Origin of the sequence: Streptomyces sp. NPDC101160 (assembly GCF_044768205.1) — a bacterium.
Lineage (GTDB): Bacteria > Actinomycetota > Actinomycetes > Streptomycetales > Streptomycetaceae > Streptomyces.
Map to the genome: position 1 here is coordinate 854,417 of NZ_JBIWPJ010000001.1, position 26,564 is coordinate 880,980.

24 protein-coding genes are annotated in these 26,564 nt (G+C 73.5%); 14 read left to right on the forward strand and 10 right to left on the reverse strand.

The genetic code is table 11. The annotated features are described in order from the left end of the window. Positions 1 to 212: 212 nt before the first annotated feature. Positions 213 to 779 carry a hypothetical protein gene (locus tag ACIRSU_RS03790; protein WP_403788856.1) on the reverse strand — a complete coding sequence of 189 codons (567 nt, stop codon included), beginning with the start codon at positions 777 to 779 and terminating at the stop codon, positions 213 to 215. Between the two features lie 77 nt (positions 780 to 856). Beyond that, positions 857 to 1,645, reverse strand: coding sequence for a glutamate racemase (locus ACIRSU_RS03795; protein ID WP_403788858.1), 789 nt, complete (start codon positions 1,643 to 1,645; stop codon positions 857 to 859). 58 nt (positions 1,646 to 1,703) lie between these two features. Between ACIRSU_RS03795 and ACIRSU_RS03800 the strand changes: the two genes are divergently transcribed. The 5 genes from ACIRSU_RS03800 to ACIRSU_RS03820 all read left to right on the forward strand — a co-directional run bounded on the left by ACIRSU_RS03800 (position 1,704) and on the right by ACIRSU_RS03820 (position 7,926). Beyond that, complete coding sequence (locus ACIRSU_RS03800; protein ID WP_403788860.1) at positions 1,704 to 2,891, forward strand: glycosyltransferase; 1,188 nt, start codon at positions 1,704 to 1,706, stop codon at positions 2,889 to 2,891. Between the two features lie 259 nt (positions 2,892 to 3,150). Continuing rightward, positions 3,151 to 3,738 carry a DUF6643 family protein gene (locus ACIRSU_RS03805; protein ID WP_403788862.1) on the forward strand — a complete coding sequence of 196 codons (588 nt, stop codon included), beginning with the start codon at positions 3,151 to 3,153 and terminating at the stop codon, positions 3,736 to 3,738. Positions 3,739 to 3,784: 46 nt separating this feature from the next. Continuing rightward, a complete protein-coding gene (locus ACIRSU_RS03810) occupies positions 3,785 to 4,618 on the forward strand; it encodes an MOSC domain-containing protein (protein ID WP_403788864.1) in 834 nt (277 codons plus the stop codon). 174 nt (positions 4,619 to 4,792) lie between these two features. Further along, complete coding sequence (locus tag ACIRSU_RS03815) at positions 4,793 to 5,398, forward strand: hypothetical protein (RefSeq protein ID WP_403788866.1); 606 nt, start codon at positions 4,793 to 4,795, stop codon at positions 5,396 to 5,398. Positions 5,399 to 5,499: 101 nt separating this feature from the next. Beyond that, positions 5,500 to 7,926 (forward strand): right-handed parallel beta-helix repeat-containing protein, encoded by a 2,427-nt coding sequence (locus ACIRSU_RS03820; protein WP_403788868.1) that lies wholly within the window; start codon positions 5,500 to 5,502, stop codon positions 7,924 to 7,926. On the opposite strand, the gene ACIRSU_RS03825 is transcribed toward ACIRSU_RS03820, so the two are convergent. After that, positions 7,896 to 10,346 (reverse strand): hypothetical protein, encoded by a 2,451-nt coding sequence (locus ACIRSU_RS03825; protein WP_403789387.1) that lies wholly within the window; start codon positions 10,344 to 10,346, stop codon positions 7,896 to 7,898. The genes ACIRSU_RS03820 and ACIRSU_RS03825 overlap by 31 nt on opposite strands. A gap of 247 nt (positions 10,347 to 10,593) precedes the next feature. On the opposite strand from ACIRSU_RS03825, the gene ACIRSU_RS03830 reads away from it, so the two are divergent. The 3 genes from ACIRSU_RS03830 to ACIRSU_RS03840 all read left to right on the forward strand — a co-directional run bounded on the left by ACIRSU_RS03830 (position 10,594) and on the right by ACIRSU_RS03840 (position 12,677). After that, a complete protein-coding gene (locus ACIRSU_RS03830) occupies positions 10,594 to 11,454 on the forward strand; it encodes a DeoR/GlpR family DNA-binding transcription regulator (RefSeq protein ID WP_403788870.1) in 861 nt (286 codons plus the stop codon). Next, positions 11,451 to 11,948 (forward strand): SRPBCC family protein, encoded by a 498-nt coding sequence (locus tag ACIRSU_RS03835; protein WP_403788872.1) that lies wholly within the window; start codon positions 11,451 to 11,453, stop codon positions 11,946 to 11,948. Before ACIRSU_RS03830 ends, ACIRSU_RS03835 begins: the two co-directional genes overlap by 4 nt. Positions 11,949 to 12,176: 228 nt before the next feature. Then, complete coding sequence (locus ACIRSU_RS03840; protein ID WP_403788874.1) at positions 12,177 to 12,677, forward strand: SRPBCC family protein; 501 nt, start codon at positions 12,177 to 12,179, stop codon at positions 12,675 to 12,677. Here the strand turns inward: ACIRSU_RS03840 and ACIRSU_RS03845 are convergent. Continuing rightward, complete coding sequence (locus ACIRSU_RS03845) at positions 12,637 to 13,755, reverse strand: PLP-dependent cysteine synthase family protein (protein WP_403788876.1); 1,119 nt, start codon at positions 13,753 to 13,755, stop codon at positions 12,637 to 12,639. The genes ACIRSU_RS03840 and ACIRSU_RS03845 overlap by 41 nt on opposite strands. A 241-nt stretch (positions 13,756 to 13,996) precedes the next feature. Here ACIRSU_RS03845 and ACIRSU_RS03850 point away from each other — a divergent pair, with 241 nt between their 5' ends. Further along, positions 13,997 to 14,299, forward strand: a complete 303-nt coding sequence (locus tag ACIRSU_RS03850) for a hypothetical protein (protein WP_403788878.1) — start codon at positions 13,997 to 13,999, stop codon at positions 14,297 to 14,299. Between the two features lie 193 nt (positions 14,300 to 14,492). Then, complete coding sequence (locus ACIRSU_RS03855) at positions 14,493 to 15,050, forward strand: ATP-binding protein (protein WP_403788880.1); 558 nt, start codon at positions 14,493 to 14,495, stop codon at positions 15,048 to 15,050. Between the two features lie 325 nt (positions 15,051 to 15,375). On the opposite strand, the gene ACIRSU_RS03860 is transcribed toward ACIRSU_RS03855, so the two are convergent. From ACIRSU_RS03860 to ACIRSU_RS03870, 3 genes are all read right to left on the reverse strand, one after another. Beyond that, on the reverse strand, positions 15,376 to 17,928 hold the full coding sequence (locus tag ACIRSU_RS03860) for an ABC transporter permease (protein ID WP_403789388.1): 2,553 nt from the start codon (positions 17,926 to 17,928) through the stop codon (positions 15,376 to 15,378). A gap of 176 nt (positions 17,929 to 18,104) precedes the next feature. After that, positions 18,105 to 18,875: an ABC transporter ATP-binding protein gene (locus ACIRSU_RS03865; protein WP_403788882.1), complete on the reverse strand. Its 771-nt coding sequence runs from the start codon at positions 18,873 to 18,875 to the stop codon at positions 18,105 to 18,107. Further along, positions 18,872 to 19,177: an SHOCT domain-containing protein gene (locus ACIRSU_RS03870; RefSeq protein ID WP_403788884.1), complete on the reverse strand. Its 306-nt coding sequence runs from the start codon at positions 19,175 to 19,177 to the stop codon at positions 18,872 to 18,874. Before ACIRSU_RS03870 ends, ACIRSU_RS03865 begins: the two co-directional genes overlap by 4 nt. A 195-nt stretch (positions 19,178 to 19,372) precedes the next feature. Here ACIRSU_RS03870 and ACIRSU_RS03875 point away from each other — a divergent pair, with 195 nt between their 5' ends. Continuing rightward, the gene (locus tag ACIRSU_RS03875; protein WP_403788886.1) at positions 19,373 to 19,945 is read left to right on the forward strand and encodes a TetR/AcrR family transcriptional regulator; all 573 of its coding nucleotides are present in this window, start codon (positions 19,373 to 19,375) and stop codon (positions 19,943 to 19,945) included. 118 nt (positions 19,946 to 20,063) lie between these two features. Beyond that, entirely contained in the window at positions 20,064 to 20,648 is a 585-nt protein-coding gene (locus tag ACIRSU_RS03880) for a DUF4865 family protein (RefSeq protein WP_403788888.1), read from the forward strand. A gap of 51 nt (positions 20,649 to 20,699) precedes the next feature. On the opposite strand, the gene cpt is transcribed toward ACIRSU_RS03880, so the two are convergent. From cpt to ACIRSU_RS03895, 3 genes are all read right to left on the reverse strand, one after another. Beyond that, a complete protein-coding gene (cpt, locus tag ACIRSU_RS03885) occupies positions 20,700 to 21,230 on the reverse strand; it encodes a chloramphenicol phosphotransferase CPT (RefSeq protein ID WP_403789389.1) in 531 nt (176 codons plus the stop codon). A gap of 79 nt (positions 21,231 to 21,309) precedes the next feature. Continuing rightward, on the reverse strand, positions 21,310 to 22,104 hold the full coding sequence (locus ACIRSU_RS03890) for an SAM-dependent methyltransferase (protein WP_403788890.1): 795 nt from the start codon (positions 22,102 to 22,104) through the stop codon (positions 21,310 to 21,312). Between the two features lie 11 nt (positions 22,105 to 22,115). Further along, complete coding sequence (locus tag ACIRSU_RS03895) at positions 22,116 to 23,348, reverse strand: ROK family protein (RefSeq protein ID WP_403788892.1); 1,233 nt, start codon at positions 23,346 to 23,348, stop codon at positions 22,116 to 22,118. 376 nt (positions 23,349 to 23,724) lie between these two features. Between ACIRSU_RS03895 and ACIRSU_RS03900 the strand changes: the two genes are divergently transcribed. Beyond that, on the forward strand, positions 23,725 to 24,603 hold the full coding sequence (locus ACIRSU_RS03900) for a glycosyltransferase family 2 protein (RefSeq protein WP_403788894.1): 879 nt from the start codon (positions 23,725 to 23,727) through the stop codon (positions 24,601 to 24,603). A 164-nt stretch (positions 24,604 to 24,767) separates the two neighbouring features. Beyond that, positions 24,768 to 26,420, forward strand: coding sequence for a flavin monoamine oxidase family protein (locus ACIRSU_RS03905; protein WP_403788896.1), 1,653 nt, complete (start codon positions 24,768 to 24,770; stop codon positions 26,418 to 26,420). Positions 26,421 to 26,564: the final 144 nt, after the last annotated feature.

The window sequence follows — 26,564 nt, forward strand, 5'->3', positions numbered from 1 at the left end:
AGCACGGCCCGCGACCGGGCGCCCCCCATAGGACTGTGCGGCGGTCGCCACGGCTGGCTCGCCTGCCCTTCGGGGGCCCGGGGCGAGGCGGGCATCCGGCACGCGGCTGCCGACCGCGCAGGGACGACGGGGCCGCCACGCGAGCTCGCGCCCCACGGACCGGCCCGCCCGCGGCCCCCCTCAGCAGCGCGGGGCCTCGCGCCTCGGCGGCCTCAGGCGCTCGCCCGGCCCGTCGGTGCCGGGGGCGGCGTCGGGTGGAGGAGGGAGCGGATGGCGTGGACCGCGGATTCGGCGTCGTCGACGGTGACGGTGAAGGTGCGGCCGTCGCCGAGGCGCAGGATCAGGCCCTCGCCGCGCCGGACGACGACCGCGGTGCCCTTCTCGGGGCGCCAGCGGTAGCCCCAGCCGCCCCACTGGCGCGGGGTGACGGAGGGCGCGAAGTCGGCGTCGACGACGTGGGAGAGCGGGATGCGGCGGCGCGGTACGCCGATGTGGCCGCAGCGGATCTCCATGCCGCGCTGGTCGACACGGACGGCGACGTGCACGAAGGCGAGCGTGCCGAAGAGCACGAGCAGGCCGGCGGCGACGCAGCCGATGACGGCCATGAGCAGCGGCGCGATGCCGGACGTCCACGACGACCTGACGGCGATTGCGATGCCGAGCGCCATGCAGGCGACCCCGGCGACGGCCGGCAGCCACTGCATCCGGTTGGTCGCGCGTCCGGTCCAGACCGGGGGTGCGGGTCCCTCGGGACCCTGGTTCACAGAGTGGTCCCTCATGGTGACAGCCTACGCACGTTCCGTCGTCACGGCGCCCCGGCGGAGTCGTACGGGTACGCCCCGTGCGCCCGGGAGGCTCAGCGCGCGGTGGCCGCCGCCGCCAGGGAGCGGCCCTCCGCGTAGCTCAGCGCGGCCTTCGGGAGTTCGCCGGTCCGGCCGCTCAGGAGCACGGTCAGTCCGCCGGTCGGGGCCGCGGCCGGGTCGGCCTCGGCGCCGATCCGCCGCAGCGCCTGCGCGGCGACTGCCCCGGCCGAGCCGTGCAGAACGACGGGCGGCTGCCCGTCCGCACGGTGCAGGGCCGACCGGATGAGTTCGGCGACCAGCTCGTAGTGGGTGCAGCCGAGGACCACGGCCCGGACGTCCGGGGGCGTGAGCTCGGCCGCGGCGGCGACGGCCCGGCGTACGGCGGCCTCGTCGTCGTGCTCGACGGCGTCGGCAAGGCCCGGGCAGGGCACCTCGGTGACCTCGGCGCCGTTCGCGAAGTCGTCGATCAGCCCGCGCTGGTAGGGACTGCCGGTGGTGGCCGGGGTGGCCCAGATGGCGACCTTGCCGCCGCCCATCGCGGCGGGCTTGATCGCGGGCACGGTGCCGATCACCGGGATACGGGGCTCCAGCTCGGCGCGGAGGGCCGACAGGGCGTGCACGGTGGCGGTGTTGCAGCCGACGATGAGCGCGTCGGGCCCGTGCGCGGCGGCGGCCCGGGCGACGGCGAGGGCCCGCTCGGTGATTCCCTCGGGGGTACGCGGGCCCCAGGGCATGCCGTCCGGGTCGGAGGAGATCACCAGATCGGCGTCGGGCCGCATGCGGCGGACAGCCGCCGCTGCCGGGAGCAGGCCGATTCCGGAGTCCATCAGTGCGATCTTCACCCGGTCACCCTAGCCGACCGCCCTTGATTCCCTGGCAATCTGGGGCAGACTGCGGCGAATGAGCCCGCTTGCCTGGATCGCGACCGGTTCCCTGGCCGTCTGGGGGTGGCTGCTCCTGGGCCAGGGATTCTTCTGGCGCACGGACCAGCGCCTGCCGCACCCCCCGAGCGCGCCCGAGGAGTGGCCGCGGGTCGTGGTGGTGGTCCCCGCCCGCGACGAGGCCGAGGTGCTGCCGCTGAGCCTGCCGTCGCTGCTCGCCCAGGACTATCCGGGCCCGGCGGAGGTGATCCTCGTCGACGACGGAAGCAGCGACGGCACCGGGCGGCTCGCCGAGGAGCTGGCGCGCTGCCGGGGCGGGCTGCCGCTGACCGTGGTCCGGCCGGGCGAGCCGGAGCCCGGCTGGACGGGCAAGCTGTGGGCGCTGCGCCACGGAATGGCGCTGGCACGCGCGCGCGTGCCGGAGTTCCTCCTTCTGACGGACGCGGACATCGCACACGAGCCGGACAGTCTGCGGCTCCTCGTCACCGCCGCGACCGGACACCGGCTCGACCTGGTGTCGCAGATGGCGCGGCTGCGGGTGGCGAGCGGCTGGGAGCGGCTCATCGTCCCGGCCTTCGTCTACTTCTTCTGTCAGCTCTATCCCTTCCGCTGGATCAACCGGCGGCGTCCGCTGGCCACGGCGGCGGCGGGCGGCTGCGTCCTGCTCCGGGCGGAGACGGCGGAGCGGGCCCGGGTGCCGGAGGTGATCCGGCAGGCCGTGATCGACGACGTCTCGCTGGCCCGGGCGGTACGGCGGGTGGGCGGACGCATCTGGCTGGGGCTCGCCGAGCGGGTGGACAGCATCCGCCCGTACCCGCGCCTCGCCGACCTGTGGCGGATGGTGGCGCGGAGCGCGTACGCGCAACTGCGGCACAACCCGCTGCTGCTGCTCGGAACGGTCGCGGGCCTCGCGCTCGTCTATCTGGTGCCGCCCGTGACACTGGCGGCCGGGCTGCTCGCGGACGACGCTCCGGCGGCGTGGGCCGGCGGGGCCGCGTGGGCGGTGATGGCCTTCACGTATCTGCCGATGCTGCGCTACTACCGTCAGCCGGCCTGGCTCGCGCCGCTGCTGCCGTTCACCGCGCTGCTCTATCTGCTGATGACGGCGGACTCGGCGGTGCAGCACTATCGGGGGCGGGGCGCGGCGTGGAAGGGACGCACATACGCCAGGCCGGAATCCGCGCCCGGTACTCATCCCGGTTCCTGAACATCGGGCCAATTTCACGCTCACCGCGTCTGCCGAAACGTCAAGATTCCTTTACAGGGCACTGAGAACGGGCATCACGGGCAAGCTCGCAACCCGCGGGTAACCCCTCCCGAACTCGGCTTTTTCAAGATCGCTGACCTGCGGCGCGACCGATTTTGTCTGGTTCGCTCACATTGCACTTCGGTGGTCTCAACGAACGCTTCAAACAACCCTCTTACCGGACTCCCCAGACAGCACATCGTGGGCTTAACTTATGGCCATGACCTCCCCGCGCTCCACCTACGGAGGCGGTTACCACACCGCGCCGTCGTTCCCCGACACCCCGATCTACGACTCCCTCGTCGCAGAACGGGGCACGCCTCAGATCGCCCCGATCCGAGTGCCCTCCGCGTACGACACCGGCAGCGGCTTCTCCGGAAGCAGCAGCTACCTGCCGGCGCTGCCCGCGGCCCTGCCCGCCCTCCCGGCGGCGCCCTCCCCGCAGCCGCCCGCCCCGGCGTACGGCGGCAACGGCGGTTACGGCTACCCGCAGCCCGCCGCCCCGCAGATGGCCCCGGCCATGGCACCGTTCCCGGCCCCGGCCCCGCAGATGGCGCCGGCCGCGCAGATGGCCCCGGCGACGCAGCTGATGGCGCCCGTGCCGCTCCAGGCCGCCCCCGCGCCGTACATCCCGCAGCAGCCCGCCGCCCCGCGCGGTTACCCGGCCCCGCAGGCGCAGCAGCAGCCGCGCCCGATGGCCACCGGGTACGAGGCGATGCGCCCGGCGGCGGCGCGCCCTGCTCCGGCGCCCGCGCCCGCGCCGTACGACGACCCGTACAACCGCCCCTACCAGGGCCGCGGCTACTGACGGGACCGGCCTTCTGGGCCGGTGGAGCGACTGGCAGGATGGCGTCATGCCGATTCCTGTCCTGAGCTCCGTCCACGTCCACCCGGTCAAGGCACTGCGCGGGTTCGCCCCCGCGGAGGCGGAGGTCGAGCCATGGGGACTGGCCGGTGACCGCCGCTGGGCCGTCGTGGACACCGCGGGCAAGGTCGTGACCCAACGTCAGCACGCGCGGCTGGCGTTGGCGTCCGCGGAACTGCTGCCGGGCGGCGGAGTCGCGCTGTCCGCGCCCGGCCGTGAGCCGCTGACGGTCGAGGTGCCCGAGCTGTCGGGGCCCGACGGCACGATCGGTGTGGACGTCTTCGGCACCGTCGTGCAGTCGGTCCCGGCGGGTGCGGCGGCGGACGCCTGGTTCAGCGACTACCTGGGGAACGAGGTGCGGTTCGTCCACATGGACGACCCGGCCCACCGGCGGCCCGTCGACCCGGAGTTCGCGCTGCCCGGGGAGACCGTCAGCTTCGCCGACGGCTATCCGCTGCTCGTCACCACGACCTCCTCGCTCGACGCCCTCAACTCCCTGATCGCGCAGGGCGACCACGCCGACGAGGGCCCGCTGCCGATGAACCGCTTCCGGCCGAACGTCGTCATCGACGGCACCGCGCCCTGGGCCGAGGACGGCTGGCGCCGCCTGTCCATCGGCGACGTCGTCTTCCGGGTCGCCAAGCCCTGCGGCCGCTGCGTGGTCACCACCACCGACCAGCGGAGCGGCGAGCGGGGCAAGGAGCCGCTGCGCACCCTGGGCCGGCACCGCAAGCAGGGCAACCAGCTGGTCTTCGGCCAGAACCTGGTGCCCGAGCACCGCGGGACCATCCGCGTCGGCGACCCGGTCAAGATCCTCGACTGAGCCATCCACCGACCTCCAACCGACCTCTCACCGACCTCCAACCGGCCTCTCAGCGACCGCCCGCAGGATTCCTCCCGAGAGGCGCGGAACCCACCCCGGGGTCACACTCGTTGGAAGAGCGGTAACCGCCGAAGGGCCCTCGCGGGCCGTCGACGAGACGAGGGGGTGCGGAGCGTGCGTGCAGCCACCGGGCTCTGGCGCTGGCGGCACAATCCCCTGCGCCGGACCACCGACCTGGTCGAGGCATGGGTGGCGCTGGTGGCCGCCGTGCTGCTCTGCCTGGCCGTGCCCGCGGCAGGCTGGGCCGCCGGGGTCTCCGCCGACGCCGCGCTGCAGCGCTCCGTCCGCGTCCAGCTGCAGGAACGCGTCCCCACCGTCGCCCGGGTGATCCGGGCTGCCGACCGGGGACCCGGCCGGCAGCCCGCCGATCTCGCCGCGGAAGAGCGGCTCCGGCCGTCCGTGGTGGCCGACTGGGCCGCGCCGGACGGCACGATCCACACCGGCACGGTGACCGCCACCCGTCAGCAGGCGCATCCGGGTGCCACCTTCCCGCTGTGGACCGACCGGTCCGGCCGGCCCGTGACCCCGCCGATGCCCCCGGACACCGCACGGGCCCACGCCCTGGTCGCCGGGTTCACCGTGGCGCTCCTCGCCGGGCTCCTGGTCGAGAGCGGCCGCCGCCTCGTCGTACAACGGCTGGTGCGGCGACGGTACGCGCGTCTCGACCGCGCCTGGGCCCAAGTCGGTCCGGACTGGGGTCGTACGGGCACGGGCAGCTGACCCCCTGAGGGGGCAGACGCCGGACCCGTCAACCCGGCGGCGCCGCGCGCGCTACGGTGGGGCATCGGATCCGACGCACGAGGTGGGGGCAGAGCACACCCATGGCACAGGGCACGGTCCAGGTGACCCACACCGGCACGTCGCGGTGGCGGCGCCGCACGGGCGAGTACGCCTCCCTCGCCGCCGCCCTGGAGGCCGCGGGCGACGGCGACGTCCTCACCGTGGCACCCGGCACCTACCGGGAGAACCTCGTGGTCCAGCGGGCCGTGACCCTGCGGGGCGGCGACGGGATGACGGGCTCGGTGCGGATCGCGCCCGCCGACGGGGTGCCGCTGACGGTCCGGGCCTCGGCCACGCTCCAGGACCTGCACATCGAGGGGCAGGACGCGGCGGCGCCGGCGCTGCTCGTCGAGGACGGCACGCCCGAGCTGCTCGACCTGCGCATTCTGACGCGTTCGGCGGCCGGGCTCGAGGTGCGGGGCGCGGCGCGGCCGACGGTGCGGCGGTGCACGGTGGACAATCCGGCCGGAGTCGGGATCGCCGTACTCGACGGCGCGGGCGGGGTGTTCGAGGAGTGCGAGGTCGTCTCCGCCGGGCAGTCCGGGATCTCCGTGCGCGGCGGCGCCCACCCCCGTCTCGAGCGCTGCCGGGTGCACCACGCCTCCGGCGCCGGGATCACCGTGAACGGCGAGAACAGCGGCCTGGAGGGCATCGGCTGCGAGGTGTACGAGATCAAGGGCGCCGGCCTGCAGATCGCGGCCCGGGCCACCGCGCACCTCAGTGACTCCGCCGTGCACCGCACCTCCGCCGACGGCATCACCCTCGACACGGACGCGGTGCTCACGCTCTCCGACTGCGACATCCACGACATCCCCGAGAACGCCGTGGACCTGCGCTCCCGTTCGGTGCTCACGCTCACCCGTTCGACGGTGCGGCGGTTCGGCCGCAACGGCCTGTCGGTGTGGGACCCGGGGACCCGGGTGGACGCCAACCAGTGCGAGATCCACGACAGCACCGGCGACTACCCGGCCGTCTGGGTGAGCGACGGGGCGACCGCCGTCCTCGACTCCTGCCGGGTGCACGACGTGCCCGACGCGCTGTTCGTCCTGGACCGCGGCTCGCGCGCCGACGTCGTCGACAGCGACCTGTCGCAGGTGCGGAACACGGCCGTGTCGGTGAGTGACGGGGCGACCGCGCAGCTCGACGACTGCCGGATCCGGGAGGCGTCGACGGGAGCCTGGTTCCGGGACCACGGCAGCGGCGGCACACTCGCCGGCTGCACCATCGACGCCGTGCAGACCGGCGTGATCGTCACCAAGGGCGCCGACCCGACGATCGAGCGGTGCACGGTCACCTCGCCCGCCGAGGCCGGGTTCTACGTGTCGGCGGAGGGCCGCGGCTCGTTCCTCGGCTGCCGGGTGACGGGCAGCGGCGGCTACGGCTTCCATGTCATGGACGGCTGCCGGACCACGCTGCGCAGGTGCCGTACGGAGCGGTGCGCGCGCGGCGGTTACGAGTTCCCCGAGGACGGCCAGGTCGTCGAGGACTGCACCAGCGACGAGAGCCAGCTGCGCACGCCCCCGGCCCCGGGCTCCGTCCTGACCGCCGCCCAGTCCGCCCCGCCCACGGGCGGACTCCTCGGCACGGTCCCCGCGCCCCGTCCGGCCGCCGCCCCGCCCGCACCCGCGTCCGCACCCGCACCGGCGGTCCCGGCAGCCCGCTCCTCCCAGGAGGTGCTCGGCGAACTCGACGCCCTGGTGGGCCTGGAGAGCGTCAAGCACGAGGTCCGCACCCTCACCAACATGATCGAGGTGGGCCGCCGCCGCCAGGAGGCCGGCCTGAAGGTGGTGTCCGCCCGCCGCCACCTCGTCTTCACCGGCAACCCCGGCACCGGCAAGACGACGGTGGCCCGGCTCTACGGCGAGATCCTGGCCTCGCTCGGGGTCCTGGAGCGCGGTCACCTGGTCGAGGTGTCCCGGGTGGACCTGGTCGGCGAGCACATCGGCTCGACGGCGATCCGCACCCAGGAGGCCTTCGACCGGGCCCGCGGCGGCGTGCTGTTCGTCGACGAGGCGTACGCGCTGTCGCCCGAGGACTCGGGGCGGGACTTCGGCCGCGAGGCCATCGACACCCTGGTGAAGCTGATGGAGGACCACCGGGACGCGGTCGTGGTGATCGTCGCCGGGTACACGGCGGAGATGAAGCGCTTCCTGACCGTCAACCCGGGTGTGGCGTCCCGCTTCTCACGGACCATCACCTTCAGCGACTACGTGCCGGAGGAGCTGCTGCGGATCGTGGAGCAGCAGGCGGAGGACCACGAGTACCGGCTGGCGGCCGGCGCCGACGAGGCCCTCCTCAAGTACTTCGCGGAGCTGCCGAAGGGCCCGACCTTCGGCAACGGCCGTACGGCACGCCAGACGTTCGAGTCGATGGTGGAGCGGCACGCGGGCCGGGTCGCCGCGCTCATGACGCCGAGCACGGACGACCTGACCCTGCTCTATCCGGAGGACCTCCCCGAACTCCCCTGATTGGCCTGCGTGTTGTCCCGCTGCCGGGGCAGGGCGGGCGGCAGCCGGTCGAGCAGCTGGGAGCGTGCGACGGCGAAGGCCGGGTCGGCCTGGTAGTCGGAGTGGCCCAGGATCGGTTCGGGCAGCGGGTGTTCGCGGGTGCGGCCGTACGCGACGGGGTCGAGCAGCTCCGGCCGGTCGACGGGCGGCCGGTCGTCGTCGGCCGGGACGCGGACGGGTCCGCCGATGGGGTCGGTGGCCCGGTAGAGGTTGCTCCAGCAGTGCACGGTGCGGTGCAGGCCGCGCAGCGACTCGGGGCCGAAGTAGGCGGGGAACCAGCGCCCGTAGAGCCGTTCCAGCGGGGAGCCGTAGGTGAGGAGCGCGACCCGGGCGCGGGTGGTCGGCGGCAGCTGCCAGACGGCGGCCGCGGCGAGGACGCTGCCCTGCGAGTGGCCGGAGATGACGAGCCGGCCGCCGGTCTGCCGGGTCCAGGAGCTCATCCGCCAGGTGAGGTCGGGCACGGCGCGTTCGGCGTAGCAGGGCGGGGCGAAGGGGTGGGCGGCGCGCGGCCAGAAGGTGCCGACGTCCCACAGGATGCCGATGGTGCGGCGGGCGGAGGCGTCCTTGTAGGCGCGGCGGCCCCAGGTGACGAAGAGCAGGAAGCCGAAGCCGATCATCCAGGAGCCGAGGGACTGGGCGGCGGTGGCGGCGGACGCGATCGCCGGATGGGCGCCGTCGAAGGCGCGCCCGGGCACGTTGCCGCTGGCCCAGGCCCCGGCGACGGAGGCGGCGCCGAGGAGCAGGGTGGCGCCGGAGACGACGCCGACGAGGACGGGCGCCGAGTCGGTGAGCCCGGCCCCGGCCCGTACCGCCGCGATCTGGTCGGTGCGCAGCCGGTCGGGGTCCGCCTCTCGGTAGGCGGCGTCGACGGCGGGGCGGAGCCGGCGGGCGGTGAGCACCGTACGGACGACGAGCAGCGCGGTCGGCACGACCAGCAGCAGGAGCAGGACCGGGATGACGGACGCCTGCCAGCTGAGCAGCACGGGCGGTCCGGTGATGAGGCCGTCGCCGGTGCCGGGGGTGCCGGACCCGTCGAGCCAGTCGGCGACCCGCTGCGCGACACCACCGGACATGACGCCGCCGAGCGCGCAGGCCAGCATGGCGACGGCGGGGCCGCCGAGGCCGGACAGGGCGGTGCGCGGATCGCGGCGCGGGCGGTGGAGCAGCAGCGCGACCACGCCGAGGGCGACGACGAGGGCGCCCTGGGCGAGGGTGAGGGTGCCGAAGACGGCGTTGCCGGGCAGGGTGCCGGCGGAGCGCCAGCCGGGGCGGGCCCAGGCGGTGTGCACGGCGGTGAGCGCGAGGAGCAGCAGGGCGCCGGCGGGCAGCCAGGAGACGACGGCGCGTTCGAGCTTGAGGTCGAGGGTGTTCTCGCTGCGGCCCCGGCGGCAGACCACCCATACGACGACGGCGGCGAGGACCGCGATGCCGCTCTCGAGGGCCCAGCCGAGGAGGGTGCGTACGGATCCTGGGTCGGCGCGGTGGTCGTGGACGCCGGCGGCGCCGGCGAGCGCGGCGGCCACGGTGAGGAAGCCGGCGGTGGTGTGCGCGGCGCGCAGCCGGGCGACGAGCCGGCGCCCGTACCAGAAGCCGGGGCGGCCGAGCGCGGGCCGCAGTTCGACGGGGGTGGCCGGGCCGGGGCTCGTGGCGTCGGCTGCCTCGGTGTCGCCGGGCCGGGCGAAGGCCCCGGACGACGGGACGCCGGGCTCGGCGTCGTAACCCGTGGGCGGGCGCTGGGCCTCGTACGCGCTCCAGGTGCGGTTGGACAGGTACCAGAGCAGACCGACGAGCGCGGTGGGCACCACGGCGGCGAGGGCGAGGCGGCGGCCGGGCGCGGACCACCAGCCGCCGTGCTCGGCGGAGAGGAAGCCGAGCCAGGAGCGCTGTGCCGCGCAGGCGCCGGAGCCCGCGCACTGCCAGGCCGTCAGGTCGAGCGCGACCTCGCAGGCGGCCGCGGTGAGCAGCACGGTGAGGGTGAGGGCGACGAGCCGGACCAGGACGCCGTAGAGCCGGACGAGTCCGGCGCGGCCCTCGGTGGGCGGGCGCATCCAGTGGGCGAGGTTGGCGACCATGAAGGGCAGGAGCAGCAGCCACAGCGCGCGGGTGCCGTTGCCGGAGGTCAGGTTGGACCAGCAGTACGCCTCCGGGACGGGCCCGTCGGCGTACCGCTCGGGGTGTTCCTCGGCGTCGACGTCGTCCCTGCGGCGGTACACCGCGGCCGTCTTGTCACCGGTGACCCGCACCGTGTGCGGCTCGTCCAGCATGTCGGCCGGGGTGGCTCCGCCCACGCCGTGGACGAGCAGTTCGAGCGCCGCACTCCCGTTCTCCGGATCCGGCCCGTTCTTGGGGCCGGATGCGCGGACCGGCTCCGGCCCGGTCATCGGCTCCGGCCCGGTCTTCGGGTCCGGCCTTGTCCTCGGGTCCGGCCCGGTCGTCGGTTCGGGTGTGGCAGGGGACACTTCGGTGACTCCCTCTCTGGATGGGAGGATCCGGGTGCGAGGATTCGACGGCAGGCAACCAGGATCGCGGACGGCCGGGCCCGACGGCACGGCTCTCACCCAATCCGACGGCCCTCCACTCGAGTTTTCCCAGATTTCCCGTTTTCCTTCGAAAGGACCGGCCCCGGCGGTGAGTGACAATCAGAACCTCCTCGCGGAGCAGCGGCGCGCCCTGATTCTGGACGAGGTGCGCCGGCGCGGAGGTGTACGGGTCAACGAGCTGACCCGTCGTCTCAACGTCTCCGACATGACCGTCCGCCGGGACCTGGACGCGCTGGCCCGGCAGGGCATGCTGGCGAAGGTGCACGGCGGCGCGGTGCCGGTGGTGGAGGCGAGCACCCACGAGCCGGGCTTCGAGGCGAAGTCGGTGCTCGAACTGGGCGCCAAGGACGAGATCGCGCGGGCGGCGGCGGCCATGGTGCGGCCGGGGACGGCGATCGCGCTGTCGGGGGGCACGACCACGTACGCGCTGGCCATGCAGCTGCTCGACGTCCCGGACCTGACGGTGGTGACGAACTCGGTGCGGGTCGCGGACGTCTTCTACGAGGCGCAGCACACCGGCTCGGGCGGCGAGGCCCGGCCGGGGGCGGCGACGGTGGTGCTCACCGGCGGCGTACGGACCCCGTCGGACGCCCTGGTCGGGCCGGTGGCCGACCAGGCGATCCGCTCGCTCCACTTCGACGCGCTGTTCCTCGGGGTGCACGGCATCTCGGTGGAGGCCGGTCTGTCGACGCCGAACCTGGCGGAGGCCGAGACCAACCGGCGTCTGGTGCGCTCGGCACGGCGGGTGGTGGTGGTCGCGGACCACACCAAGTGGGGGACACTGGGCCTGAGTTCGTTCGCCCGGCTCGACGAGGTGGACACGCTGGTGACGGACCCGGGACTGTCGCCGGAGGTGCGCGAGGAGATGGCGGAGCACCTGCCGGGCCTGGTGGTGGCGGGTGAGGGGCCCGGCGAGGGGCCGGCCGGAAGCGAGGCGGAACCGGAGTGAGCCGGTTCCGGATCGAGCGGGCCGTGTCCCTGCCGCCGGACGAGGTGTGGCAGCGGCTCACCAACTGGCCGGCGCATGGCCGACAGGTCCCGCTCACCCGTACGACGGTGCTGACGGCGGGCCCGAACGGCGTGGGCACCCGGTTCACGGCCCGCACCGGGGTGGGCCGTCTGGGCTTCGACGACCCGATGGAGGTCGTACGTTTCGAGCCACCGGCCGCCGGACGGGCCGGGGTGTGCCGACTGGAGAAGTACGGGCGGACGGTACGGGGTTGGGCCGCCTTCGAGGTGACCGCGGCGGGCGGGGCGACCGGCGCGGGCGGTGCGGCTGGTGCGGGCGGGGCGACCGGCGCGGGCGGTGCGTCCGGGGCGGGCAGCCGGGTGGTGTGGACGGAGGAGCTACGGCTCCGGGGCGTGCCGGCGGCCCTCGACCCCGTACTCGCGGCGGCGGGGCGAGTGGTCTTCGGCCGGGCGCTCGACGGGCTGCTGGGCTGAGCGGGGCGGCGGGACGTCCCCGGGGCGGGAGGCCCCGGGGGCGGGAGGCCCCGGGGGCGGGAGGCCGGGTGCGGGAGGCCGGGTGCGGGAGGCCGGGTGCGGGGGCCCGGTGGGCAGCCGGGCGTGACGTCGCCGGGGCGCCCGTCGGAGAGGGCCCGCTGGGCAACTGAACGGGTGTCAGCTAGGGTGTGCGCTCCGCGCAGACCCGCCCCATGGGAGGTACCGTCCATGGCACGCCGACTGAGGCCGGTGGAGCTCGACTTCATCGCGTCCGCGCCCGTCCGCCTGGTCTTCTCGGCGGTCGCCGCCGCCCCGCCCGCCGCCGTCTACCGCTCGCTCGCGGTGGAGGTGGGCAGCTGGCCCGCCTGGTTCTCGGCGGTCCGGACGGCGTCGGCCACCGACGACGGCGCGGGCCGGGCGATCCGGCTGCGCGGCGGGGTCTCCTTCGAGGAGACGATCATGGCGGCCGACCCGGACGCGCGCTACGCGTACCGGGTCGACACGACCAACGCGCCGGGCGTCACGGCGATGCTGGAGGAGTGGGCCCTCTCCCCCGCCGCCGGTGGCACCCGGGTCCGCTGGACCATGGCCGCCGACGGCAACCGCCCGTTCACCGCCGGCCTGCGGCTGGCCCGGCCGGGGATCGGCCTGTCGTTCCGCGACGCGGTGCGCCGGCTCGACCGGCGGCTCACTCCGGCCAGGCACCCGTCGCCAGGAAGCGGTCGATAGCGGCTGAGTAGGGCGCGATGTCGAGGCCCTGGGCGGCCAGCCAGTCGTCCGAGTAGTACTTGTCGAGGTAGCGCTCGCCCGGGTCGCAGATCAGCGTGACGACGCTGCCGGTGCGCCGCTCGGCGACCATCTCGGCGACGATCTTCAGCGCGCTCCACAGGCCGGTGCCGGTGGAGCCGCCCGCCTTGCGGCCGATCGCGGTCTCCAGGGCGCGGACGGCGGCGATGCTCGCCGCGTCGGGCACCTTCATCATGCGGTCGACGGCGCCGGGCACGAAGCTCGGCTCCATCCGGGGCCGGCCGATGCCCTCGATGCGGGAGCCGCAGTCGGAGGTGGCGTCCGGGTCGTGGTGCGTCCAGCCGTCGAAGAAACAGGAGTTCTCGGGGTCGGCGACGCAGATCCGGGTGTCGTACTGCATGTAGTGCACGTAACGGGCGATCGTCGCCGAGGTGCCGCCGGTGCCGGCCGTGGCCACGATCCACGCGGGCTCCGGGTAGCGCTCCAGCTTCAGCTGCTGGTACATCGACTCGGCGATGTTGTTGTTGCCACGCCAGTCGGTGGCCCGCTCGGCGTAGGTGAACTGGTCCATGTAGTGGCCGCCGGTGCGCTCGGCGAGCGCCGCGGCCTCCTCGTACATCGTGCGCGAGTCGTCCACGAAGTGGCACTGTCCGCCGTGGAACTCGATCAGGCGGCACTTCTCGGGGCTGGTGGTGCGGGGCATGACGGCGATGAACGGGACGCCGATCAGCTTGGCGAAGTACGCCTCGGAGACCGCGGTCGAACCGCTGGACGCCTCGATGACGGGCGCGCCGGGGCGGATCCAGCCGTTGCACAGGCCGTAGAGGAAGAGGGAGCGGGCGAGGCGGTGCTTGAGGCTGCCGGTCGGGTGGGTCGACTCGTCCTTGAGGTAGAGGTCGATGCCCCAGCTCTCGGGCAGCGGGAAGCGCAGCAGGTGCGTGTCGGCCGAACGGTTCGCGTCCGCGTGCACCTTGCGGACGGCCTCCTTGAGCCAGGACCGGTAGCCGGGGTCGCTGCGGTCGACGTCGATGGTGGCCATGGGGCTGGTGGTGCTGGTCATGCGTGCCTGCCTCTTCTCGTGGTGCGCGTCGGGGTGGCCGCGGGGTGCCCGGAGGGATTGCCGGAAGGGCTTGCCCACTGACCGACAATACCGCTCTCACCTGGGCAAACGTTCCCTTTGAGATCCCATAGGAGTGCCTTGCAGACGGCCTGTGGGGAGGCGTGGCGCGGGCGGTTCTGGTGCCGGTGACGGCGGCCCGGCACACTGGGAGGAGGCAGTCTGCGCGAAGGGGGCGGAGCCCATGTCCGAAGCCGTTACCGAGCCCGAGCCGGAGCCCGAGTTCACGGCCACGGGGGTACGCATCGACCGCTGGCCCCGGTCGTTGACGCGCGCCGGCGAGGTCCGTATCGAGGACGGCCGGCTGTCCCTCCTGACCAGCTACGGCAGCGAGATCGACAGCGCCCCACTGCGTACGGTACGGGCGGGCCGCCCGTGGTTCGCGAAGCCGGACGAGGCGGTGGCGACGGTGAACGGCACGCGCTACCGGATCTCGGGCTCGGGGCGTCTCCTCGATGCCCTGAAGAAGGCGAAGACCGCGGGCTGACGGGGAGCCGACCGGGGGCTGACCTGCGGCGGGTCGCCGCGAGTTGCGGCACTTTCACCACTGGTTCACGCTGGAACCACCTCACCGAGGGTTTATCGGCGGTGACGCTGCGAACCAGCCACCGTCCTGCTACACCGCATGACAGATCCGAATCTCCGTCTTCTTGCGGACCTCACTTCGGGGAGTCGCAGCCGTGATCAGCGAGCCCAGCAGGTATTGGACGGTGGAGCTACAGGCCCAGCCGTCGCGGATCGGTCAGGTCCGCAGAATCGTTTCGGCACATCTGCGCCACTGGCAGCTCGACGCCTTGATAGACCATGCGTCGCTGGGCGTCACCGAGCTCCTGAGCAACGTTCACCGTCATGCCCAGCCGGACAAGATGTGCACGGTCGAGGTCGCACTGCTGCTCGACCGCCTCACCATCTCCGTCCGCGACAACGATCCCCGGTTCCCGGACGTCTCCGAACCGGGCGACGGCGGGAACGAGTTCGCCACCTCCGGGCGCGGCCTCTCCATCATCGAGGCGCTCAGCGAGAGCTGGGGCGTCCGCCCGCACGACTCGGGCAAGATCGTCTGGTTCACCCTCCAGGCCCCGCCCTCCCCTGTCGCCCTCGCCCCACTCGCCCACACCGTCTACGGCGCCACGACGGCCGGCCCGTTCACCGGCCGCGACCTGGAGACGGTCCCGTTCAGCGAGATGGAGGAACCGCTGCACGCACCGGCGGCGGGGCGGTCGGTCCTGGCGCGCTGAGGGAGCGGCGCGCGGGGGGCGGCCCCGGATATTGGATCCAGGATCTCGGGTCCCCGATCCGGGATCCAATATCCGGGATATCCGATCCAGGATCCAGCGCGCCGGATCCAACCTCCAGAACGTTGGATCCGGGGCCCGGGTCATCGGATCCAGCCTCCAGGATTTTGGATCCAGGACCCGGGACATCGGATCCACACCCGGGCCATTGGATCCAGCCTCTCGGATCCGGGATCCAGCCTCCCAGACATCGGATCCAGCCTCCCGGATCCCGGATCCAGCCTCCCAGACATCGGATCCAGCCTCCCGGATCCCGGATCCACGGCCGTCACTCCGTCGCTATGGCCCGCAGCACGTCCAGGCGGGCCGCCCGCCGCGCCGGGCGCCAGCCGGCGACGGCGCCGGCGGCCAGACCGACCAGGGCGACGACCGCCAGTCGGACGGGCGGCAGCGCGAAGACGAACGCGCTGTCCGACGAGCCGTCGGAGGCGCGCACCAGGACCCAGCCGAGGAAGGCGCCGAGCACGAGCCCGCCGGCCGTGCCGAAAGCGGCGACGAGGACGGACTCCCAGCGGACCATGGCCCGCAGCTGACGACGGGTCTGGCCGACGGCGCGCAGCAGGCCGAGTTCGCGGGTGCGCTCGTGGACGGCGAGCGTGAGGGTGTTGGCGATGCCGAGCAGCGCGATGAGGACGGCGAGGGCGAGCAGCGCGTAGACGAGCGTGAGCATCATGTCGATGCCGGCCGCTGAGGACTCGGCGTACTCGTCGCGGGTCTGGACCTCGGGGTTGCCGTAGCGGGCCGCGACGCGTTCGACGGCCTGCTCGCCCGCGTCGGCGGAGACGCCGTTCTTGAACGTGACGGCGACCAGCCGGTCGGCGTCCTGGGTGTGGTGCGGGGCCCAGGCCTGGCGGGTGAGGAGGTAGTCGCCGGCGAGGTCGGCCCGTTCGTAGACGGCCTTGACGGTGAAGGTGTGCCGGGTGCCGTCGGTGAAGGCGAGTTCGGCCGTGCGGCCGGGGGCGAGCCCGGTCTTGGTGGCCTCGTCGGCGGCGACCGCGATCCCGTCGGTGCCGAGCGCGCCGAGCGAGCCCCGAACCGTCCCCAGGTCGAAGGTGCGGGCGAGCGCGGCCGGGTCGGTGACGGTCAGGGCGCGGCCCCGGCCGTCGACCTCGGCGATGCCCTTGCCCAGGCCGACCGCCGTGTCCACCTCGGGCAGCGCGGCCACGGCGGGCGCGAGGTGCGGGCTCAGCCCGCTGCCGCCCGCGCCGAACGACGGGGCGCTGACCGCCACGTCGCCCGCGAAGGACCGCGAGACGGTGTCGTCCATGGTCGCCTTGAGCGAGGCGCCGAAGACGGTGAAGAGCGAGACGACGGCCACGCCGATCATGAGCGCGGTGGCGGTGGCGGCGGTGCGCCGGGGGCTGCGCAGCGCGTTGCGGCGGGCGAGTGCCCGGGTGGTACCGCGCAGCGGGCCGCCGAGGACCCGTATGGCGTACGAGGAGGCAACCGGGCCCAGGACGACGAACGCGACGAGCGCGAGCACCGCACCGGTTCCGGCGAGCCACAGCGACGGGGTGGCCAGGACGCCGGCAAGCACCAGGGCCACGGCGAGGACGAGCAGTCCCGCTCCGGCCGCGGTACGGATGCGGGAGGCGGCCGGGTCGTCGACCGCGGTCTCGCGCAGGGCGGCCAGTGGTGCGGTGCGCCCGGCCCGTGCCGCGGGGAGCAGCGCCGAGCCGGTGCAGACGGCGAGACCGACGGCGAACGGCAGCGCGAGCGACGTCCCACTGATCACCAGGTCCCCGTCGGGGAAGGGGAATCCGACGGCCGGGAAGAGCGCCTGGAGCCCGGCCGCGATGCCGATGCCGCCGAGGAGTCCGGCCGCGGAGGCGAGGAGCGCGACGGCGACGGCCTCGGTGAGGGTCATGGTCACGACCTGGCGGCGTGCGGCACCGAGGGCGCGCAGCAGGGCGTTCTCGCGGGTGCGCTGGGCGACGACGATGGCGAAGGTGTTGTGGATGGAGAAGACGGAGACGAGGAGGGCGACGCCGCTGAACACCAGCAGGAAGGTGGTGAAGAGGTCGAGGAAGCGACCGGAGATCATCTCGTTGCTCTCGTCGGTGGCCTGCTGTCCGGTGATGGCCTCGACACCGTCGGGAAGTGCGGGGGTCAGTGCGTCGACCAGGGCCTGCTGGGACGTGCCGGGCCCGGCCCGGACGAGGATGTCGGTGGCGGCTCCGGGCTTCGGGGTGAGGTACTTCTCCGCGTCGGCGCGGGTCAGGCCGGTGTAGGTGACCTGCCCCATGCCGTCCGCGCCGCCGAACGTGGCGAGGCCGACGACGGTGACGCGCACCGGGTCGGGGGTGCGCAGGACGGTGGTGGAACCGATGGTGAGGTGTCCGGCCTTGGCGGCGGCTCGGTTGACGACGGCCTCGCCGGGCTTCTGCGGGGCGCGGCCCTCGGCCAGGGCATACGGGTTGAGCTTTGGATCCTGGATCCAGTTGCCCGCGAGGGTGGGCGGGCCCTGGCCGCCGATCGGTTTGCCGTCGGCTCCGACGAGCTGGCCCGCGCCCTCGATGCGCGGCACGACGGCAGCGACTCCGGGGATCCCGGCGACCCGGTCGGCGAGGGAGGCGTCGACCGGGCTGCGGGTGCCCTGTGCCTGGCCCGCGACGGTGACCACGTTCGTGCTGCGGACGACGGCGTCGGTGCCGCTGTTGGCGTCGGCGAAAAGGGTGCCGAAGCTGGCGCGCAGGGTGTCGCCCATGACGAGGGTGCCGGTGAGGAAGGCGACGCCGATCAGGACGGCGGCGAAGGTGCCGAGGAAGCGCCGGCGGTGGGTACGGAGGGAGGCCAGGCTGAGGCGCAGGGCGGTGGGGATCCTGGATCCAGAAGCCGGGATGCCGGATCCAGAAGCCGGGATGCCGGATCCAGGCTCCGGGATGTCGGATCCAGGCTTCGGGATGTCGGATCCAGAAGCCGAAATCTTGGATCCCGTCGCCGGGATGTGGGATCCAGTCGCCGGGATGTGGGATCCAAGATCCGATTCGCGCCGAGTCATGTCACCGCTCCCCTGCTGTCGAGGGATTTCATCCGGTCCAGAACGAGATCGGATGTCGGATTTTGGATCCGATCCACCAGGCGCCCGTCCGCGAGGAACACGACCTCGTCGGCGTGCGCGGCGGCCACCGGGTCGTGGGTGACCATCACGACGGTCCGGCCGGTGCTCCGTACCGTGTCGCCGAGCAGCCGCAGCACCTCCTCTCCCGAGCGGGAGTCGAGGTTGCCGGTCGGTTCGTCGGCGAAGACGACGTCCGGGCTGCCGGCGAAGGCGCGGGCCACGGCCACCCGCTGCTGCTGGCCGCCGGAGAGCTGGCTCGGCCGGTGGTGGAGGCGGTCGCGCAGGCCCACCGCGTCGATGAGGGAGTCGAGCCGTGCCGGGTCGGGGGCGGCGCCCGCGAGGTCGAGGGGCAGGGTGATGTTCTCGGCGACGGTCAGGGTCGGGAGCAGGTTGAAGGCCTGGAAGACGAAGCCGATGCGCTCCCGCCGCAGCAGGGTGAGGCGCCGGTCGTCGAGGGCGGAGAGGTCGGTGCCGCCGATGAGGGCGGAGCCGGAGGTGAGGGTGTCGAGGCCGGCGGCGCAGTGCATCAGGGTGGACTTGCCGGAGCCGGAGGGGCCCATGATGGCGGTGAAGCGGCCGGCCGGGAAGTCGACGCTCACCCCGTCCAGGGCCCTGACCTCGGTGTCGCCGCCGCCGTAGACCTTCACGGCGTCGACGACACGCGCGGCGGCGGGGCGGGCGACGGCCCGCAGTGCGGTAGTGGTCATGCCCGCCGCCTCTTGTCCTCGGAGGGACGGCGGCCGAACTGCTCCTCAAGGACGGTCAGCCGGCGCCAGTACTCGTCCTCGTCGATCTCGCCGGCCGCGAACCGGTGGCCGAGCAGCGCGATCGGCGACTGCTCGTCGACCGCGGAGGCGCCCGGACCGCCGAAGCCGGCCGGGCCACCGGGGCGGCCCCAGCCGAAGCGGCGGCGGCGCACGACCGTGACCACGGTGACGATCACGGCCGCCCAGACGAGCGGGAAGAAGAGGATCCACGGGCCCGGGCCCGCGTAGGCGAGGGTGTTCATGTCGGTCAGCTCCTCGGATGCTGCTGCCTGTCGTCACGAAGGTTCGTGACGGTTCGAGACTCGCTCGCGAAGGGGCCCGGAGTCGTCGTACGGCCAGCGGCTTCGCACGTACGACAGCGGGAGTAGAAGGGCCCGGGGCGACTGCTCCTCGGCCGGCACTCGACGCTGTACCTACTGGTATGTACAGTGGGGATCATGAGCGCGAGCGCGTCCGAGCGACTGATCGAGGCCACCCGTGACCTGCTGTGGGAGCGGGGCTATGTCGGCACCAGCCCCAAGGCCATCCAGCAGGCGGCCGGTGCGGGCCAGGGCAGCATGTACCACCACTTCACCGGCAAGCCCGACCTCGCCCTGGCCGCGATCCGCCGCACCGCCGAGGAGCTGCGGGCGGCGGCGGAGGCGGCGCTCGGCGGGCCGGGACCGGCGTACGCACGCATCGAGGCGTATCTGATGCGCGAGCGGGACGTGCTGCGCGGCTGCCCGGTGGGACGGCTGACGATGGACCCCGACGTGATCGCCAGCGCCGAGCTGCGCGCGCCGGTCGACGAGACACTCGACTGGCTCCGCGGCCGGCTCGCCGGAATCGTCCAGGAGGGCCTGGACAGCGGGGAGTTCAGCGGTCCGCCGCGCGCCGAGGAGGTCGCCTCGACGATCGTCGCGACCCTCCAGGGCGGTTACGTCCTGGCCCGCGCCGCCGGCTCCCCCGCCGCCTTCGACACCGCCGTACGCGGCCTGCTCGCGCTGCTGTCCGCCCGTACCGACCGCTGACCCGCCGGAACCCCGGCCGCAGATCCGGCCGGCTCACGGCCGCCGGCCCGACGACAGGCCCGGCCGCCGTCCCCGACCTCCGTCCCGACCGACTCACGCGACCTCAGGAGCCCGTCCCATGCACGCCATGCAGTACGACATCACGCTTCCCGCGGACTACGACATGGGGATCATCCGCGACCGGGTCGCGACCCGGGGCCATCTGCTCGACGACTTCCCCGGCCTCGGCATCAAGGCGTATCTGATGCGCGAACGGGCCGACGGCTCGCCGGTCAACCAGTACGCGCCGTTCTATCTGTGGGCGAGCGCCGCCGGTATGAACTCGTTCCTGTGGGGCCCCGGTTTCCAGGGCATCGTGAACGACTTCGGACGGCCCGTCGTGCAGCACTGGACGGTGCTCGCGTACGACGAGGGCCCGGCCGCCGCGTCCGCGCCGCGCACCGCGACGCGGACGCGCAGGCCCGTTCCCGCCCGGCTCGACCCGGCCGAGGCGGTCGAGAGGTCTCTGGAGCGGCACCTCATCGAGGCGAAGACCGACGGCGTGGTGGCGCGCGCCGTGGCCGTCGATCCGCGCCACTGGGAGCTGCTCACGTTCACCCTGTGGGCGGACGAGGGCGCGGCCGAGCCGAACGCCGACCGCTTCCAGGTGCTGCATCTGTCGGCCCCCGGCCGGACCGGAATCGCGCCCGGACGCCAGTGGTGAGCCGATGAGGACGGGTCAGCCGAGGCGGCCGGAGCAGCCGAGGCGGACGGGTCAGCCGAGGCGGGCGGCGATGGCCCGGGCGCAGTCGAGGGACTCGGTGCGGGTGGTGTCGATCTCCAGGTCGTAGCTGACGCCCTGGTGGACCAGCTCGGCCTGGGCGGCGGCCATGCCCGGGACGCGGTCACCGCGGGCGATCTCGCGGCCTGCGGCGACGGCGCTGTCACAGCGGACGCCGACCCAGAGCACGCCGATGCCGTCGAGGGCCTTCCGCCAGCGTTCCTGGGAGGCCGCTCCGCCGAGGAAGACGTCGTCGACGACGACCCGGGCGCCCGCCCGGACCATGCCGGCGATGCCGGTCGTCCAGGCAGCCTCCAGGGCCCGGAACCTCTCCCCCACGATCACGCTGCCGTCGTCCGCGAACTCGATCCAGCCCTCGGCACCGCTGCCGTCGCGCAGCCGCGCGGGCAGCGCGTCGATGAAGGAGTCGCAGCCGAACGCGAGCCAGGGATCGGGGAGTACGGACTGGAGGCAGCGCACGATCCCGCTCTTCCCGGAGCTGGAACCGCCGTTGAGGATGATCACCTGAGTCGTCACGAGGTCACGGTAGGGCCGGCTCGGCTCCGGGAGAATCGAATTTCGCGACGGACGCGCGGGGCTGCGCTCAGTCGACCGGGACCAGGGTCAGATAGGCGATGCCGAGGATCGAGCGGTAACCGAGCCAGGCGGCGCGCTGACGGTCCACCCGGGCGCGGGTCTCGGGGGCGAGGGGGTGGTCGGGGTGGGCGGCGAGCCAGAGTTCGGCGGCCTGGCGGTAGCCGGACTCGAACTCCTCCCACTCCTCCCGGGTCGCCGTCTCGACCCAGGCGGGGCGGAAGCCCTCCTCGATCGCGAGGTCGACGAGGGCGTCGAGCGGGAGGTGGTCGCCGGCCCGGGCGCCGGGCCACATCCGGGCGAGCTCGGTATCGGTCGGGGTGCGCTCCCAGAAGCCCTCGCCGAGCAGTACGCGGCCGCCGGGCCGTACCAGCCTGCGCAGTTCGCGCAGGGCGGCACCCGGGTCGTGCGGCTGATCGGGGTCGAGCAGGGCGTGGCTGGAGCCGATGCACAGGACGGTGTCGGCGGGGCCCCGCCCGGTGCCACGCGCGGACTCCTCCGCGTACTCGACGCGGTCCGCCAGGCCCCGCTCGGTGGCGAGGCGCCGGCCGAGGGCGAGGTCGTCGCTGTTGATGTCGATACCGACGCCGAGGGCGCCGGGAGCGGCGGCCAGGACGCGCAGCAGGAACTCGCCCCAGCCGCAACCGATGTCCAGGACCGTGCCGGGCGCGGCGGCCGCCAGGCGCTCGACGATCCGGGCGGCCCGGGCCTCGGAGAGCGGGCCGTGGAAGGCGAGTCCGGCGCCGAGCGGTGGCGGCCCGTCGGTGCGGGCGCTGTTCGTCAGATGATTGTCGACGTGGGTCATGGGGAGGGACCCTAGTCGGCGTGCGTCGCACCGCCCAGCGCTTTGAGGGGGTCGTCCAGGACCGGCTGCCAGGCGAGTTCGGCCGCGCCGACCAGGCTGTTGTGGTCGAGGGTGCAGGGCAGGATCGGTACGCCGCCGCTGCGGCCCCACAGGCTGCGGTCGGCGACGACGGCGCGCAGCCGGTTCGGGTCGGCGGCCAGGAGTTCGCGGTGCAGGCCGCCGAGGATGATCCGGTCGGGGTTGAGGATGTTGACGAGCCCGGCCAGACCGAGGCCGAGCCGGTCGATCAACTCCTCGGTGGCGGCCCGTACTTCAGGCTCGTCGAGGTGGTCGCGCAGCAGGTCGCGGGCCTGCTGGAGGAGCGAGATCTCGGGTCCGGGATCGCGGCCGGCGACGGTGAGGAAGGCGAGCGGGTCGGTCTCGACGTCGAGGCAGCCGCGGGAGCCGCAGTGGCAGGGCCGGCCCTCCGGGTTGACGGTGAGATGGCCGACCTCGAGCGCGAGGCCCGAACTGCCGGTGTGCAGACGCCCGTCGAGGACCAGCGCGCCGCCGACTCCGCGGTGCCCGGTGGCGACGCACAGCAGGTCCCGGGCGCCGCGCCCGGCGCCGTGGCGGTGCTCGGCGAGGGCGGCGAGGTTCACGTCGTTGCCGGTGAGGGCGGGGCCCTCGATGCCGGCGGCGCGTACCTGCTCGGCGAAGATCTCCCGTACCGGCGCACCGGCCGGCCAGGCCAGGTGGAGCGGGTTGAGGGCGGTGCCCTCCGGTTCGGCCACGGCGGACGGCGCGGCCAGCCCCGCGCCGACGCAGCGGCGTCCACTGGCCCTGAGCAGCGCGGCCCCGGCCTCGACGACGGCCCCGAGCACCTGGGCCGGGTCCTCGGAGACGGTGACGCAGCCGGGCGCGGTGGCCACGATGGTGCCGCCGAGTCCGACGAGCGCGGCCCGGAAGCCGTCGGCGTGGACCTGGGCGGCGAGCGCCACGGGGCCGTTCTCGGCCACCGTGAGGCGGTGCGAGGGGCGGCCCTGGGAACCGGCTGCGGCGCCCGGGTTGGAGTCGACGCGGATGAGGCCGAGCGCCTCCAGCTCGGCGGCGACGGCTCCGGCGGTGGCCCGGGTGACACCGAGTTCGGCGGTGAGCACGGCGCGCGTCGGTGCCCTGCCCGTGTGCACCAGCTCGAGGGCGGGTCCGAGCGCGCTGCGCCCTCTGTCCAGCCGTGTCCGGGTCGTCGTCGCCTTGCCGTTCATGCTGGCGAGTCTCCCATGATCGCCCCACCCGGGTCCTCCGCCACCCGTCATTGGCCGGGTCCCGCCCCTGCCGGAGACGGAGACGGACGGGGGCGGTACGGCGTGTTCCCTCCAGGTGAACGATTCCGGTCACCGGGCCGCTAGCATCGCGGCCCGGGGGTCTTGGACGACGGAGATCCCGGAGATGAGATCCCGGATCCAGGATCCCGGGTACGAAATCCGGGATACAGGATCTCGGATCCGAAATCCAGGAGACGGGATCTCATCTCCGGGATCCGGGAAACGGGATCCGGGAAACGGGATCCCGGACACGAAATCCAGGAAACGGGATCCCGGATACGAAATCCCGGGGACACGGGAACGAACGGAGTGGGCTGTGGCACGACCGCGGGTGGGTGTGGCGGTGCTGACGATGGGCACGCGGCCGAAGGAGCTGCGGGCACTGCTCGACTCCGTCGCCATGCAGGACGAGCCGCCGCTCCGCGTGGTCGTGGTCGGCAACGGCACCGGGTCGCTCGCCGAGCTCCCGGACGGCGTGCACGGCGTCGAGCTGCCGGAGAACCGCGGGGTGTCGGGTGGCCGGAACGTGGCCATCGAGACGCTCCGGGCGTTCGGTGACGTGGACGTGCTCGTGGACCTGGACGACGACGGGCTGCTCGTCGACGAGGACGTGTTCCGCCGGCTCGCCGACCTGTACGAGGCGGATCCCGCGCTCGGCATCGTCTCCTTCCGCATCGCCGACGAGAACGGCGAGACCCAGCGCCGGCACGTGCCCCGGCTCGGCGCGAAGGACCCGATGCGCGGCGGCGAGGTGACCACGTTCCTGGGCGGTGGCCACGGCCTGTCGATGCGGATGCTCGACGAGGTCGGCGGCTGGCCGGAGGAGTTCTTCTTCACGCACGAGGAGACCGACCTCGCCTGGCGGGCCCTCGACGCCGGATGGACCGTCCTGTACGAGCCGGGCCTGCTGCTCCAGCACCCGAATACCAGCCCGGCCCGGCACGCCGTCTACTACCGGATGACCGCCCGCAACCGCGTCTGGCTCGCCAAGCGGAACCTTCCGGTCCCGCTCGTCCCCGTCTACCTGGGCGTCTGGACCCTGCTCACCCTGGCCCGCACCCGCTCGCTGCCGGGCCTGCGCGCCTGGTTCGGCGGCTTCGCCGAGGGCGTGCGCCGGCCGGGCGGCACACGGCGCCCGATGCGCTGGGCGACGGTCTGGCGGATGGGCCGCCTCGGCCGCCCGCCGGTCATCTGATTGCCTCCTTTCCTTCGGCCTGGAGACTGACTAACCATCAGGTCACACTCACGATGAGCATGCGCACCTGCTAGTCCGGTCACTGTCCGTACACGCCGACGTTTCTGGAGGAACAGCGCATGGACCAGCCGGCCGAGGGCACATCACGCCGAAGATTCCTGAGCATGGCGGGGGCGACCGTCGCCTCGGCGACGCTGCTGGACGTCATGACCGGAGCCGCGCCGGCGACGGCCGTCACCGACGGGCTGACGCGACCGGCCGAGCGCGCCGCCAGCGGCCAATCGGTGGTGGTCCTGGGCGCAGGGCCGGCCGGCCTCACCGCAGCGCTCAAGTTCGCGGAGGCCGGCTACAAGGTGACGGTCCTGGAGGCGACCCGTCGCGTCGGCGGCCGCACGCTCACCGCGCGCCCGAACGACCAGGTCACCGAGGTGTGGGACGACGGCTCGCTGCGGACGCAGACCTGCAACTTCGACAAGGGCCTCTACCTCAACCTCGGCGCCGGCCGCATCCCCTACCACCACCAGCGGGTGCTCAACCTGTGCCGCAGGCTCAAGGTCCCGCTCGAGCCGTACATCCACACCACCACGGCCAACCTCTTCCAGAGCGACAAGGGGTGGCAGGGCGCGACCAGGCCCAATCGCCGGATCGCCAACGACACCCGCGGGTACGTCGCCCAGCTCCTGACCCAGGCCCTGCAGAAGGGGCTCCTTGACGACGGGCTGACTCCCGCGCAGCGCGACCAGTTCGTGAAGCTGCTCGTCCCGTTCGGCAAGCTCGACAAGGACAGCAAGCTCTATGTCGGCTCCACCCGCTCCGGCCTGGCCAAGCCGATCAGCGTCCACCAGATGGAGGAGGCGATCGATCCGCTGCTGCTCAAGGACCTGCTGGCGAGCGAGTTCTGGGACCAGGGTTTCTACCAGGACTCCGACTGGCACTGGCACACCACGTCCTTCCAGCCGGTGGGCGGGATGGACACCATCTGGCGCTACGCGGCCGCCGCTCTGCCCTCCGGCGCGATCTCCTACAGCTCCCCCGTCTCCAGCATCCAGCTGGACGGCAACGGTGTGATCGTCACCTGGTCCACCAACGGCGGCGCCGCGCAGACCCGTCGGTTCGACTACTGCCTGAGCAACATCCCGGTCTCGGTGCTGCGCGACCAGGTGACCCTGAGCGGCAATTTCTCCCCCGACTTCAAGAACGCCGTCAAGAGGACCCCGTTCGCGCCCGCGTGCAAGGTCGGCTGGCAGGCCAACCGGCGCTTCTGGGAGTCGGACAAGTACCAGATCTACGGCGGCATCAGCCGGATCGACCACGAGATCTCGCAGATCTGGTACCCGTCCAACGACTACTTCTCGGTCAAGGGCACCATGACCGGCGCCTACAACTCGTACGAGAAGGCCACGACGCTCGGCGACCGCCCGCACGACGAGCGGCTCAGCGTGGCCCGTGCGGCCGGGATCAAGCTGCATGACGAAATGGCCAGCAACGCCGTCATCCCCAACCAGCTGGGGATGTCGATCGCCTGGCACAAGGTGCAGTACCAGCTGGGAGCGTGGGCGGACTGGGCGCCGTCCAAGCCGGAGCTCAAGCCGCTGTACGAGACCCTGCTCTACCCCCAGGGCCAGGACAACTTCTTCGTCATCGGCGACCAGGTGTCCGCACTGCCCGGCTGGCAGGAGGGCGCGCTGATGTCCGCCGAGTGGGCCTTCGAGTCGATCAACAGCCAGAAGCGAGCCCCCCGGATGCCGGTGAAGGAGCTGCCGAACGCCAGGGAGCTGACCACCGGCGAGAGCGGACCGAGTACGCCCGGCCGGTGAGCTGAGTCAGAGATCCCTGGGGCAGCCCGGCAAGCGAACTCCAGGCGGGGGGCGGGGTGGGGGGGGGGGGGGGGGCCGCCCCCCCGGCAGCCAGCCGCCGGCGCCGCGCGCCCCCCCCAAAAAGAGCCACCCCCCCCCCCCCAC